The 14183-nt window shown below is 43.2% G+C and carries 11 protein-coding genes and 1 pseudogene; 6 read left to right on the top strand and 6 right to left on the bottom strand.

Going from position 1 to position 14183, the window contains the following annotated elements:
- Nucleotides 1-40: 40 nt before the first annotated feature.
- Both NLP_RS10235 and NLP_RS36025 read right to left on the bottom strand, forming a co-directional pair.
- Nucleotides 41-1063 carry a tetratricopeptide repeat protein gene (locus NLP_RS10235; protein WP_104906316.1) on the bottom strand — a complete coding sequence of 341 codons (1023 nt, stop codon included), beginning with the start codon at nucleotides 1061-1063 and terminating at the stop codon, nucleotides 41-43.
- Nucleotides 1064-1317: 254 nt separating this feature from the next.
- A pseudogene (locus tag NLP_RS36025) lies at nucleotides 1318-1452 on the bottom strand (ATP-binding protein); the annotation flags it as partial.
- A gap of 275 nt (nucleotides 1453-1727) precedes the next feature.
- Here NLP_RS36025 and NLP_RS10225 point away from each other — a divergent pair.
- The 3 genes from NLP_RS10225 (at nucleotide 1728) to NLP_RS10215 (ending at nucleotide 4952) form a co-directional block, all read left to right on the top strand.
- A complete protein-coding gene (locus NLP_RS10225; RefSeq protein ID WP_104906315.1) occupies nucleotides 1728-3608 on the top strand; it encodes an ABC transporter ATP-binding protein in 1881 nt (626 codons plus the stop codon).
- A gap of 137 nt (nucleotides 3609-3745) precedes the next feature.
- Nucleotides 3746-4255, top strand: a complete 510-nt coding sequence (locus tag NLP_RS10220; protein ID WP_104906314.1) for an ATP-binding protein — start codon at nucleotides 3746-3748, stop codon at nucleotides 4253-4255.
- Nucleotides 4155-4952 (top strand): hypothetical protein, encoded by a 798-nt coding sequence (locus NLP_RS10215; RefSeq protein ID WP_158680329.1) that lies wholly within the window; start codon nucleotides 4155-4157, stop codon nucleotides 4950-4952. The genes NLP_RS10220 and NLP_RS10215 overlap by 101 nt, the downstream gene beginning before the upstream one ends.
- A 44-nt stretch (nucleotides 4953-4996) precedes the next feature.
- On the opposite strand, the gene NLP_RS10210 is transcribed toward NLP_RS10215, so the two are convergent.
- The 3 genes from NLP_RS10210 to NLP_RS10200 form a co-directional block, all read right to left on the bottom strand.
- The gene (locus NLP_RS10210) at nucleotides 4997-5635 is read right to left on the bottom strand and encodes an acetoacetate decarboxylase family protein (protein WP_104906312.1); all 639 of its coding nucleotides are present in this window, start codon (nucleotides 5633-5635) and stop codon (nucleotides 4997-4999) included.
- A gap of 135 nt (nucleotides 5636-5770) precedes the next feature.
- Complete coding sequence (dnaK, locus tag NLP_RS10205) at nucleotides 5771-7693, bottom strand: molecular chaperone DnaK (RefSeq protein WP_104906311.1); 1923 nt, start codon at nucleotides 7691-7693, stop codon at nucleotides 5771-5773.
- A gap of 433 nt (nucleotides 7694-8126) precedes the next feature.
- Nucleotides 8127-8945, bottom strand: coding sequence for an SDR family oxidoreductase (locus NLP_RS10200; protein ID WP_104906310.1), 819 nt, complete (start codon nucleotides 8943-8945; stop codon nucleotides 8127-8129).
- A gap of 114 nt (nucleotides 8946-9059) precedes the next feature.
- Here NLP_RS10200 and NLP_RS10195 point away from each other — a divergent pair, with 114 nt between their 5' ends.
- The 3 genes from NLP_RS10195 (at nucleotide 9060) to NLP_RS10185 (ending at nucleotide 12045) form a co-directional block, all read left to right on the top strand.
- Nucleotides 9060-9803, top strand: coding sequence for a TIGR03032 family protein (locus NLP_RS10195; RefSeq protein WP_325034733.1), 744 nt, complete (start codon nucleotides 9060-9062; stop codon nucleotides 9801-9803).
- 5 nt (nucleotides 9804-9808) lie between these two features.
- Nucleotides 9809-10315: an Ig-like domain-containing protein gene (locus NLP_RS10190; RefSeq protein ID WP_234017271.1), complete on the top strand. Its 507-nt coding sequence runs from the start codon at nucleotides 9809-9811 to the stop codon at nucleotides 10313-10315.
- 203 nt (nucleotides 10316-10518) lie between these two features.
- On the top strand, nucleotides 10519-12045 hold the full coding sequence (locus tag NLP_RS10185) for a sensor histidine kinase (RefSeq protein WP_104906308.1): 1527 nt from the start codon (nucleotides 10519-10521) through the stop codon (nucleotides 12043-12045).
- A 311-nt stretch (nucleotides 12046-12356) separates the two neighbouring features.
- Here NLP_RS10185 and NLP_RS10180 read toward each other — a convergent pair whose 3' ends face one another.
- A complete protein-coding gene (locus tag NLP_RS10180; RefSeq protein ID WP_158680328.1) occupies nucleotides 12357-14027 on the bottom strand; it encodes a hypothetical protein in 1671 nt (556 codons plus the stop codon).
- Nucleotides 14028-14183: the final 156 nt, after the last annotated feature.

Below are 14183 nucleotides of genomic sequence, written 5' to 3'. Positions count from 1 at the left end.
CTAACCCCTTCTCCCAATATGGGAGAAGGGGAACTGGATACTATAGAGAATCTATGAACTGCTGTACTTTTTCTAAAAGTGGCTGATATTCGATTTGCTCTGCTAACTCTTGGGCATTTTGGTAGCACGATCGCGCCATTTTTTTCCGTTTCGTGGTGGCGTAAAGGCTTCCCATATTTAACAAAGTTGAAATTTCTCCGAGATTATCGCCCAGTTCTTGATAAATCACAATGGCTTGCTTGTAGAACTTCATTGCTTGGCGATGCTCTGCCAGCGTGCTGTAGGTAAAACCAATGTTGTGAAGAGTTGTTGCCTCACCAGAGCGATCGCTGATTGCTCGACGTGTCAAAAGAACTTGATTGTAGAGCAATAGTGCTTCTTTGGGTTTTCCTAAATCATGATAGACAGAAGCAATATTGTTCAAGGTCGTTGCTTCTGCAAGTAAATTCTTCACAGCTCGTTGAATTGGCAGTGCTGCTTGAAAAAATTCTAGCGCTTGCTCAAACTTGCCTAAGACATTGTAAGCAAATCCAATGCCATTGAGCGTTGTGGCTTCACCAGAAAAGTCACCTAACAATCGCCGCATTCTCAAAATTTGGTGTTGTAGCAACAGTGACCGTTTCGGTTCTCCTAAGCGGGTATAAATTAGAGCTATATCATTAAGAGTAGAAACTTCATTTTGGGTATCTTGCGATCGCCTAAAGATTGGCAGTGCTTTGTCAAAATATTCTAATGCTTGCGAAAAGCGTCCAAGATGGCTGTAGGTAGAACCCAGATTGCTAAGTGCAGTTGCCTCTGCTGGCGTGTTGCCAATTTCAATAGCAACCGAAAGCGCCTGATAAAAGCGCTCTAATGCTTTTTGAGGTTGCCTGCAACTGAGGTGAGCTAAACCGAGGTCGTTTAATGTATAACCTTCTCTGGCTCGGTCTGGAATTGCTCTAGCCAAGTGTAAATTTTTGGTTGCAAGATCGAGAGACTCTTGAAATTTCCCCCGTTGGTAGTAGCGGTTTGCTTCGTCACGACGTTGTTCCCATTCTTTAACTCGATTTAAAGGTTGCCTCATCTGACCTCAGTTGCATTCTGCGATAAGTAGGTAGGACATCTCTTGGGAATGAACCCCTCTTAGGTTTCCCAAATTTTAACCTCAATCTTCTATCTTTAGATATAAGACGTAAACAGATAAGTATGCTATTTTTTCATACTTACAGGAATATTTATGAAGCAATTAATACAATTACCGTAGGGACGCATAGCAGTGCGCCCTCAGATTCCCGATTTATTTCAAAAGTCGGGAATCTTGTTGTTACATCGCTATTTTCAACTCAACCGTTGCCGCAACCACAAGGCCAGTAAAGACAATGCCAGTTGATAACCTTGCTCGGCATTATAAATCAAGCCTTTGGGCTGTAACCCAGTCAGCGCACCCTAAATGCTTCCACCCCTTGAAAGTCCTTATGTTTAGCAGTTGGTTCGCCAATGATTCTGTGAACTGCGGTTGTGAATCGTTTTGAGCCGCCAAATTAAATTAAACAGTGGCAATATTTCTGGGTAGGAGACTGATAGTTTTAAGATTGCAAAATGTAAAGGGAATCATCCAAATCTTGAGGAATATAAGGTCTTAGTAGTAGTCTTGCAGTTTCTATCTCAGGCATGGTATCAGAGTAGGAAGATAAACGCTACTTTAAACAAGCGTGTTTTTTTCCAAACATTAATATAATGCTCTTACTATGAGCATCTACCAATCTCTGAAAAAATCTTATACACCAGCTCGTCGGCGTGAAAATGACTGGCGGTTATTTTTGCGTTTGGTGCCTTATGCCCGTCGTAACGGGCGGCTACTGGCGCTGTCGATGTGCCTACTCGTACCGATCGCACTAGCTAATGCCTTACAACCTTTCTTGATTGGCCAAGTAATCTCCCTAATTCGTCACGAACCAAGCACTTACGAATTTTTCAGGAATCGTCCCTTCTCGCAAGGGCTAAATATCCTAGAGGGATTACTGGTAATTGCGATCGCCATCCAATTGATATTGACAGGTTTGCAAGGTTATATAGTCCAAAAGCTAGGGCAACAAATCACCGCAGCAATTCGCCAAGACTTATTTCAGCATGTAACATCTCTAGCAGTGCGCTTTTTTGACCGCACACCCGTAGGTAAATTAATTACCAGAATCACCAGTGATGTGGAAGTGTTAGGCGATGTCTTTTCTACTGGGGCAGTTGGCATTATATCCGATTTGTTTTTAATGCTGGTGACTTTGGGTTTAATGTTTTCCATCCAGTGGCAACTTTCTTGCTTGCTGCTATTGATGCTGTTACCAACTAGCTGGGTAATTGTTTACATTCAAAAACAGTACCGCAAAGCCAATTACAAAGGGCGAGAAGAACTTTCGATCCTGAATTCACAGCTACAAGAAAATGTGCTTGGTATTAACGTCGTGCAGTTGTTCCGTAGAGAAAAATTTAATGCCGAATTGTTTCGTGCTACGAACAGCAACTACACTCAGCAAATGGATAAAACCATCTTTTATGATTCATTTGTTTCAGCAACCTTAGAATGGATTGGACTGATTGCGATCGCAGGTGTTTTGTGCATGGGTGGTTGGTTGCTGTTGGAAAAAAACTTGACTTTCGGGACTTTATCTACATTCGTATTGTATGCCCAGCGATTATTTGACCCTTTAAGGGCTTTTGCGGAAAAATTTACAGTAATTCAAGCTGGTTTCACCGCCATTGAACGCGTAGGCGATATATTAGACGAACCGATAGAAATTCGCGATCGCGCCAATGTCCGCTTCTCAATATTTGATGCAAAATTTGGCTACATCGACGAAATCCTGGCAAATCTAGAATCCCCAAACCTCACTTCTCCCCCAGAACTGGGAGAGATTCGTTTTGATCACGTCTGGTTTGCTTACAAAAATGATGATTACGTAATTAAAGACTTAGATTTCACCATTCATCCTGGTGAAAAAATTGCATTAGTTGGCCCCACTGGTGCAGGTAAAACTTCGATTATCCGTCTTTTGTGCCGCCTCTACGAACCCACTCAAGGACGCATTCTCATAGATGGCGTCGATATTCGGGAAGTACCACAAGCAGAACTGCGGCGTTACATGGCAGTAATTTTACAAGAAGGCTTTTTGTTTGCTGGCGATGTTAAAAGCAACATTTCTTTAGGAGATGGCTACACCATTGAACAGATTCAACAAGCAGCTGAAGAAACCAACATTGCCCAGTTTATAGAAGAATTACCCCAAGGTTATGATACTCAACTTCGAGAACGGGGCACAAATATTTCTAGTGGTCAAAAGCAACTTTTAGCCTTTGCGCGGGCTGCCATTCGCAATCCGCAAATTTTGGTACTAGATGAGGCTACCGCTAGTTTGGATGTTGGAACAGAAGCTTCAGTTCAAGAGGCATTAAACCAGCTTTTGCTCAGACGTACCGCCATTATTATTGCTCACCGCTTGTCTACAATTCGCAATGTAGACCGAATTTTTGTTCTCAAGCGTGGCGAATTAATCGAACAGGGAAGTCATGAGCAACTACTGCAACAAGGAGGGCTTTATGCCACTTTACATAACTTACAAATGTTGGGAGCTTAGACGATAGATAGTCAAAAACTCACATTTACTACAAAAATAACTTAATTTTGCGGAATGAAGAATACGCTGAGGTAAATTGTGGAAAACCTGGATGTACGTAAATTTTTCAAGCAACTCAGCCCAGCAAGACGCTGAATGTGAAAAATCAGGACGAAGGAAAGTATTATATTGATTTTTCCTCAGTCTGTGGTGGTCAGATCATTGAGGAATTGAAGGAAATTATCACCTTCCTTTCACCTGATGAGCCAACCTGTAATCTATTTACAGGGCATATAGGTTGTGGCAAATCTACTGAGTTGCTGCGACTCCAAGCAGAACTAGAGCAGGAAGGTTTTCATGTAGTTTATTTTGAGTCTAGTAACAACATGGAAATGGAAAATGTCGATATTGCTGATATTCTCTTAGCGATCGCGAGTAGTGTGAGTGAAAGCTTACAACCATTCAAAATCGAGCAACCAAAGCGTCTTCAGGCGTTGCTCAAAGAAGCAGAACGGCGTTTACACACAGAAGTCGGGCTAGGCGCTTTTCAATCAAGACTTCCCATCTTTGCGTATTTTAGAACGACGAGCTTGTTTACTTTACTCTCTGGGATTGTGGTGGCGTACATACGCTCTGTTGCATCACTCGGAACAGGAACGTGCTTTTAATCTTGCTAAAGATTATTTTCAACAATGTATTGAGTTATTTGAGCAAGCTAGCCGCAAAGATTTAGTCGCCAAATTTATTAACGTCTTGGGATCTGTACTTCAAAGTCTCCAGTCTTGGCAAGAGTTGGAGACTGTTGCTAACAAAGCATTGGCACTGCATAAAATATATCCCAATCAGTTTAAAACAGCCAGAGCTTATGGCTTTCTGGCTGAAGTAGCGATCGCAAATGGCACAATAATTAAAACTTTTAATCAGTATAGAAATGGGGTTAACAGTGTAAGTTTCAGTCTTAATGGCAAGATGATTGCATCTGGTAGTCAAGACAAGATAGGGACGGTAATTTGGTCATTAGATGGCACAAGAACTGTAAAAGTATACGATGCCGATTCTGTAAACAGCATCAGTTTTAGTCCAGACAGTCAGGTTATTGCCTCAGCTAGCAAGAAAACAGTCAAACTGTGGAACATTGATGGCACTTTGCCAACCAACTTCCAACACTTTGGTAGCTATGATGTGAGTTTCAGCCCAGATGGCAAGAGTATTGCAGCTATTGGTGATGGCAAAATTTTAGTTTGGGATTTTGACCTCAAGGAACTTCTCAAACGCGGTTGTGAGGTGGCGCATGATTATCTGAAGAATAACCCAAAAACAAAGAGCGATCGCTATCTCTGTGACGACATCTACAAAAAAAAGTGAAAGCTCAAGGTGTCTTATTTAGAGTAAAATAAAACACCTTTAAATTAATCTAAAATTGATTGACCTACCACTTTTGGCGCATCAACCCGCAAACTCAACTGCTCACAACGGACAGTTAACCAAGGTTGACCCAAACCTATTCCAGAAAAAGGACTTTCGACGGGGATTTCTAACTTAGAACCAATCAAACCCAACATAGACTCAAATTCAGCAGGGAATATCAGCAAATCAGCACCCTTAGCGCTGAAACTAGAAGCACTTAATCGCTGTCTCCATGCCAAGCTTTGTTGATTATACTTAAGACTACACAATTTCCGGTTTTCCTGATGCACAGTAACATACTTTCCTTGTTCCCAGGTAAACTTAGCTAGTTCCTTTGGTAGTCCCCAGATTTCTCGACCACCAGCCACTGAATCAGCATTATCAACATAAATATGGGAAATCCAAGCACCGATTTTCCTTTGGTAATTAATCAAAGCTGGGACAACAATTAACTCACTATACTCCAGTACTGAGCCTGACCCGTAATTAGAGAAATACACGCTACCGAGGGTTTTACCAGGCCATACAGAAACAATTTCTAACTCTAAGGGAATCAAAGGGCGCACTTGGTCAATATTTAGCAAATGCAGAGTTTGGATAGCATGGCCCTGAAGTGTCCAAGGTGCTTGTGGATATGGCATAAGGGATTAACCAGACTTTATATAACTCTTAATTCCTAACTCCCAACTCATTAAAAAAAATCCCCACTCAGGCATTTGTCTGAGTGGGTAATTATAAGGTGGGACAAGATAATCTTCCCAAAAGAAGTAAGGGAATTATTTGCTCTCTGTAAAATCAGCGTCAATCACATCGTCGCCGTTACCAGAACTAGAGGAACTACTACTATCTTGAGGTTCACCACCAGATGTAGCACCCGCACCGGCACCAGCACTTGCACCAGCTTGTTGATAGATGTTGCTACCAACAGCGAATAGTGCTTGTTGCAATTCTGGAGTGAGCTTCTTAATTTGCTCATCGTCTTCTTTAGCAACTGCTTCCCGCAGTTCTTTTACTAAACCTTCGACTTTAGTCTTGTCAGCATCGGGAACTTTATCGCCCAACTCTTGTAACTGCTTTTCAGCTTGGTATGCCAAAGAATCGGCTTGGTTCTTGCGTTCAATCTTTTCACGCCGCTCTTTGTCAGATGAAGCGTTCTGTTCAGCTTCTCTCACCATCCGGTCAACGTCATTTTTATCCAGGGTGGAAGCGCCAGTTATGCTGATGGACTGTTCTTTACCAGTACCTTTGTCCTTAGCGGTGACGTTAAGGATACCGTTAGCGTCAATGTCGAACACCACTTCAATTTGAGGGACGCCACGTGGTGCAGGAGGAATACCATCGAGGCGGAAGGTTCCCAAGCTCTTGTTATCGTTAGAGAATTCGCGTTCGCCTTGGAGGACGTGAATTTCTACGTTGGTTTGTCCATCCACAGCAGTGGAGAAAACTTCCGATTTCTTGGTAGGAATTGTGGTGTTGCGGGGGATAATTTTGGTCATCACGCCGCCCAATGTTTCCACACCCAAAGATAGCGGTGTCACATCTAACAGCAAGATGCCAGTTACATCACCAGCCAGTACCCCGGCTTGAATGGCTGCACCAACTGCTACGACTTCATCAGGGTTAACGCTTTGGTTGGGGTCTTTACCTAATACCTGCTTCACAATCTGGTGGACTGCAGGAATCCGCGTAGAACCACCAACTAACACCACTTCATCAATATCGCCTTTGTTTAACTTGGCATCCCGCAGGGCGTTTTCCACAGGAATACGACAACGGTCAATTAAGTCAGAGCAAAGTTCTTCAAACTGGGCGCGAGTCAGGGTTGTATCCAGGTGCTTGGGCCCATCCTGGGTTGCGGTGATAAATGGTAGGTTAATTTCTGCTTGGGTGACGCTAGAAAGCTCAATTTTGGCTTTTTCTGCGGCTTCAGTCAGACGTTGTAAAGCTTGTTTGTCTTTCCGCAGGTCAATACCTTCGGCTTTCTTGAACTTCTCAGCTAAGAAGTCAACTATTTTTTTATCGAAGTCGTCACCACCAAGGTGGGTATCACCAGATGTGGCTAGTACTTCAAAAACTCCGTCTCCTACTTCCAGCACGGATACGTCGAAAGTACCACCACCAAGGTCAAATACGAGGATAGTTTCGTTACTCTTCTTGTCAAACCCATAAGCCAAAGAAGCAGCTGTAGGCTCGTTGATAATCCGTAGAACTTCAATCCCGGCAATTTTACCAGCGTCTTTTGTCGCTTGCCGTTGCGAGTCGTTGAAGTATGCGGGAACGGTGATTACAGCTTGGGTTACGGTTTCACCCAGGTATTTGCTGGCATCTTCAACTAGTTTGCGAAGAACTTTTGCAGAAATTTCTTCAGGAGCAAACGGTTTACCAGCTATTGGACAATCTAATTTGACATTGCCGTTGCTGCTGAGAACTTTGTAAGAAACTTCCGTAGCTTCGTTACTAACTTCATCGTAGCGGCGACCGATAAAGCGTTTGACTGAGTAAAACGTATTTTCGGGGTTCATCACCGCTTGGCGTTTGGCGATTTGGCCAACCAAGTTGTCGCCATTTTTCGCAAATGCGACTACTGATGGCGTTGTCCGAAAACCTTCAGCATTAGCAATTACTGTGGGTTTGCCACCTTCCATCACTGCCACGCAGGAGTTCGTTGTTCCTAAGTCAATTCCAACTACTTTTGCCATTTTAGGTGCTGGCTCCGTATAACTACAAATGAATGAATGAGAATATAAAGCACTAAATTTTGAACCAACAGGGTCAATAAATCAGCCAGTTCAGCATGAATACCTTTGATTTGGCTTTCCTGGGGTTAAAACTCCAGACTATGCTGATATATATACTGAAGCTTAGTGGTAGCCAGTCCATGAAGGGTGGTTTCCCGAACCTTACTTGGGACGGTTAGACTAACTAAATTGTGTTTTTAGTTGGTTCATGGATTAATTTGTCTTCACTCTGTCTAATGTAGAAGAATTAATACTTTCAGTAATTAGGGTGAACCGTAACGTCCGAGTGGTGTTTGCCGTCTTTTGAGGCAATAAACTACAGAAGGACTGGAGATTGGGGATGGAGCATGGGGCATGAAGAGAGAATAATAACTCAGCACTTAGCACTCAGAAGTTACTCAATCCCAGAAAAAAGAGTTTCCCAGTCAATTACAGGTGGTCTTTGTCCTTGGTTGACTATTTCAAAAATTTTCCTAGAATTACTTGGCTGAAAAAGGCATTCTACACAAGCGTTTGCGACATCAATCCGGCTGGCATCACCCGAAAGTGTATCCCCAGTGCCTATGACCACACCGTATTTACCCCCAGTTTTTGCCTTCAGGAGGGTGTTGAGGTCGTATGAGGTATAGGGCCCGTCAATGAGGCGTCCTGGGCGGATAATGGTGTAGGGTAATCCTGAATTAATAATGGACTCTTCGCCTTTTTGTTTGGCATCCAACACGCCAAAACCATTAAGAATACTAAAAGGAAACTGATTTTTACGGAGAATTCCACAAGAAGAGATGAAAACGAATCGCTTCAAATTCTGGGGTGCTGCTGCTACTAGATTGCTGACACCTTGAGCATCAATCTTTGCCGGACTATTCTTTGCTTTTGCTTCACTAGATTTGGGATTAAGGAAAATAATTCCCCATTCAATCAAGTTTGGGGGTTGGTCAAACTCCCATCGCGCAGAGGGAAAGGCAGTAGTTCCAGTACAATTTATGATGTAGGTAACACCTGGCATTGCAGCTGGCAGTGTAGCTGGCTGGCGAATATCGCCAACGGCAATTTCCACTTTTTGGTTAAACATCTCTTCAGCTTTTGCAGCATTGCGTGTCAGAACGCGAACTTTTAAACCCTTTTCGAGTAACTTGCCTACCACTAATTGCCCGACTCCACCTGTAGCACCAACAACTAGTACCAAATCTTTAGCTGAATCAAAAGAAGTCATAAAGTGCCCTTGAGATAGTCTATTGCTAATCTACCTAAAAAATACGATGTCTACGACAAGCTGTGGCGCTCGATAGCGCAGCAAGAGCATCTGACTCGCTAACGGATATAAAGCTTGGATGAACATGATTCTTGCTTGTGCAAAGATGTTCTCAAATTATATATAAAAATAGTTTATGTATGTTTTGGGACAATCTGTCATCACAAAATTATTACTGGCACAACAAGAAATTGGGTTTTTGTCAAAAGACAGGCGAAATTTGACATTAGTAAATTGGCAGCAGAAGACAGGTGTCATCTTAACGGGTTAGCAATACGAGATGGTCAGCCCAGATATGTCACTGCTGTGAGTCAGTCGGATGTGGCAGAAGGATGGCGGGATAGGCGGGCTGATGGTGGTTGCGTCATTGATGTGGAAAGTAACGAGATACTCATCAGAGGACTTTCCATACCCCATTCTCCTCGGTGGTATAAAGACAAGCTGTGGTTACTTAACTCTGGAACAGGAGATTTTGGCTACCTAGACTTTAAACGGGGCAGCTTTGAACCTGTGGCATTTTGTCCAGGATATATGCGCGGTTGTGCATTTCATGGCGACTTTGCGATCGTCGGAGTTTCTCAGCCCAGGCATAACAAGACTTTCAGTGGTTTGCCTTTAGACGAAAAATTATTTAAAAAAAATGCTGAACCTCGCTGTGGGCTACTGGTGATTGACCTGAAAAGCGGTGATATTGTCCATTCTGTGCAGACGGTGGTGGTACTGGAATTATACGACGTGGTGGCGCTACCAGGGGTGCGTCGTCCAATGGCGATCGGCTTTAAGAGTGATGAAATTCGGCGGATGGTAACGATGGGATGAGAGACGTGAAACTTCACGTTTTACAGCCGAGAAACAAACAACTTGGAGAATCAACAACAATGGCTAATGCAGTTTTAAATCTATCTGAGCTTAATAGCAGCAACGGCTTTGTGATTAACGGCATTGATGTGGGTGAAAATTCAGGCAGTTCTGTCAGCAGTGCGGGGGACATCAACGGCGATGGCTTCGATGACTTGATTATCGGGGCAAGTAATGCCTCCCCCAACGCTCAGATTCTTGCAGGGGAAAGCTATGTAGTGTTTGGCTTTCCGACTGCCGCTACCACTAACGAAGATATCGCCATTAACATCCTTGCTAGCAATCTTCTGCGTAGATATACAGATATCGATGGCAATACTTTAACTATTAGTGATTTCACCAACCCCACTAACGGCACACTGACACTTAATGACAACAACACTCCAGACAATCCCGGCGACGACTTCTTCATCTACACCCCCAATGCCAACTTCAACGGCACTGACAGTTTCACCTTCACTGTCGATCATTAATTTGCGATCGCCACGCCTATCGGTAAAAGTCAGTGCCAATGTTTTTCAGCCCTTAAGTGCGATCGCAGTTAGAGGGGAATTGCCCCTGAATTGTTCGGTTCTACCACTGTCACCAGTATACAAATAGCTATAACCTCTTAGATAGTAGTGAAATGTCTAACCCAGACGCTGTTAGTCGCTCTTGAATTAAGGGGTGAAAGCCTGTGTACCAATGTATATTGCCAAGCCTGAGCGAAATCTTGGCTGAAAATCAATCAAGTGTGGCAGAATGTTCACCTGCTAAAGCAGAGCAGCAGTGGCGTATCAGCCTCGCAGCGACAGAACATTTGCTATTAAATACTTTAGCAGACCCTTCAGTTGACACAACCCAAGGATTAGTTTTAGCCGCACCAGCACCCTTATTTAGTCAACCAAAATTGACTCAAAGTTTACAAACAGTAACTTTTACAGCAAAACCATTTAACCCCTTGGCGCTGATGCCATTTCAGATGCCAGGTGCGATTGCGTCTGTAAATGAAGACATTGCTCCCCATGAATCAGTACTTCCTTTACTGCCTGGCGATCCTTTAGGCGCAGAACAGTTTTGCTTAGTTTTTACAGATAAATTTAGATTAGTGCTAGTTTTAGCAACCCAGAAAAACGGTAAAAAAACCTTTTCATTTTCTTTTGAGCCAGAGATAGTGCAACAGGCTTGGCGATCGCTAGGGGCACGGGTAATGCTGGCTAATCCAGAATTTTTTGCCCGCTTGGACGCATTAGTAGAACAGTATTCTCCGGTAGCACCAGACTACCGTATGATGATTCACTTTAGCCAGTTATTGCTTCAGGAATTAACAGAACCAGAAGAGACTAACGACTCTTTACTAGGAACTGAGGAAGAAGCAAGGGAGCAAGGGAGCAGAGGAGTGGGGGAGCAGGGGAGAAGAGTTATCCCTCAATGCCCAATGCCCAATACCCATTACCTCTTATCCACAGAGGGGGCCCCACCTTCCCCAAATCCTGATGTAGAATTGCTCCAAGCCTTCGCTCACGAAGTTCGCACACCTTTAACCACTATTCGCACCATGACTCGTCTGCTGTTGAAGCGGCGAGATTTAGATGCTAGCGTGCTCAATCGCTTAAAAATTATCGATCACGAGTGTACCGAGCAAATTGACCGCATGGAATTGCTGTTTAAGGCCGCAGAATTGGAAACTACTGCCTCAGCAAAATCATCAAAAACTCAACTCACGCCGATGTCTTTAGATCAGGTGTTGCAGCAGAGCATTCCCCGTTGGGAACAAGCAGCGCATCGGCGGAACTTAACTTTAAATGTTGTTTTACCCCAGCAACTACCGACAGTGGTAAGCAATCCCACCATGCTAGATCAGGTTCTCACTGGTTTGATAGAAAATTTTACTCGCAGCTTACCCGCTGGCAGCCATATTCAAGTACAAGTTATCCCAGCGGGAGATCAACTGAAGTTACAATTATCGCCGCAATTCCGGTGCAAAGATTCAAATAAAGCCGCCACACCTGCAACACCACCAATTCGCAAAGCTCTAGGTCAACTGCTGATGTTCCAACCAGAAACAGGTACGATTAGTTTGAATATCGCTGCAACCAAGCATTTGTTTCAAGCGATCGGTGGCAAACTGATTGTGCGCCAGCGTCCACACTATGGGGAAGTTTTGACGATTTTCCTGCCTTTAGAAGTTAGCAATAAACACAAACCGGCAGTCATAAATTAGAGATATGAGTCAAAAAGCATGTAGAGGCGCAGCACTGCTAGTCTCTACAAGGATTTCAGGTAACGTATAATTGATTTCACCAGATGTTTATTTTAAATGCGTTTACCTGATATCATGTCCGGCTAATTAGTTATAATTCCTGAATCTATGCAGAAAGCCCAAAAACCCCTCTCCTCTGCCCCTCTGCGGTCTTAATGATAAGTCTTTAACCGGACACGATATGACTGGTTTTCACCTTAAGTTAACACCAATGCACAGATGTAAAACATCCTCTTATGGCTTATAGCCTGATTCTGTCCGAAGTATTGTAATTAATCAACAATAGTAAAATCAGTGGCGATTAGAGTGGGAGTACTTGATGCAAATGTTGCGAATAGACCTCCTTGGGGATCTGCCAGACTAGAACCGGAACCAAATCCAGGTGTTGCACCATTTGCGTTATAAAACAGGCTACGAGTCCCGGTACTGTAAACAATATTGCCAGTACTTGTTTCAGCAGCTGCGTTAGTACTGACAGTAGCAAAGATAAAACCAGAAGAACCTAAAACAGTAAAAGTATCTCTCGATAGTTCGATTGTGTCCGTATTACCTGCAACTCTTTGGAAGTCGTTGATTATATCTACTCCGAGGTCATCAGTCGTAAATGCTGATCCAGTGTCAAATATAAACCTATCGTTGCCTGCTCCCCCAAATAAATCGTCCTTGCCACTATCTCCTTGAAGGATATCGTCGCCGCCTTGTCCTCGTAGAACATCGTTGCCACTACTGCCAAGGAGAGTATCATTACCGTTTCCTCCGTATAGGTTGTCATCAGAACTGCCACCATCAAATATATCTTGACCACCCCCACCATAAATGACATCAAAACCTGCTCCTCCATCAACAAAATGGTTGCCAGGAACACCAAAGAGGTCAATAGTGTCGTTACCCGCCCCTGCAAAAACAACCTGATTGCCGGGTGTAGTTATATTAGAGGCATCAATGTTTTCATCGCCGTCGGTTCCCTCAATAGTTATTACAGCATTTGCTTTAGCGATCGCAAATTTTATGACATCAGCCACATTCTCGCTATTACTATCAAGAGTTGTCACAATACCCCGACCTAAACTGCTAACCAGCCCGTCGTAAGTACTTTTAACATCACTGGTAGCTAGAAAAACAGGAATAATATCATTTGCGATCAGAGCCGTCTGTACTTGTGCAATATCTGGATAATCTTCATTAGGATCGATTACGCCATCTCCGTTATTAGCCACAGTGATAGCAGTCGGATTGGCCGCAGCACCATCCCCTGCAATGTGATAGGTCGCATCGGTAGCTAGGAAAACTAAACGCTTTGAGCCTACTCTGTAACCGATACTACTATCTAAGGCAGCGTGTAAAAGTGCCTCTAATTGTGATTCGGGTTCGTCAGCACCGCCAGTAGCAACAAAACCAGTACCAGGAATGCCAGGAGTACCAGTGACTGTTGTTTTAATTAGTGCTGCATCAGTGGTTAAAGAAACCTCTTTTTGATAAACATAATCACCAGGCTCACCTAAAGTCGGTACTGGTTTATCCTTGAAAGAGGCAAGACCAAATTGAAGATCATTACCAAAAATGTTAGTTAAATAAGGGCTGGTTAATCGGTTTACTACCGCAGGAAGTAAAACCTTCAGTCTGGGTAAGTCATCATAATACGATCCAGTCAAGTCTTGTAGAAAAACGATGTCATTTGTGGCCATACAGTTAGTATCTAAGTAAAGTAAATTTTTCTCCTTAGCCTTAGTATTACAAGTTGTGTGACAAAAAGTCAAGCAATCTGCTTGATGTAAAAATATGTAAAAAAAACTACCGGATACAGAGATAGGTAAATAAAGTTTTGACGCCATAGCGCTAAAATCCACTACCAGAAAGCCTTCTGGCTCTTTTTTAACCCGGAAGTGCGATCGCTCTTTAGGTGGGAAAATCAACTTATGACGACATCGGCATAAAACAGGCACAGAGTAAAAATTAATAGCGTATTACACTGGTGAAACGACATCTCCCTCAAAAAAAGGGACTAAGAAAAAGCTACCAGTACTCGATTAGCGAAGCGAATTTTTTCAAAAAATCACCAACCCTCACTCTCTTTAATAAACCTACCCCAAACTCCTGCT

Source organism: Nostoc sp. 'Lobaria pulmonaria (5183) cyanobiont' (assembly GCF_002949795.1).
Taxonomy (GTDB): domain Bacteria; phylum Cyanobacteriota; class Cyanobacteriia; order Cyanobacteriales; family Nostocaceae; genus Nostoc.
This window is presented reverse-complemented; position numbering and strand designations above follow the sequence as displayed.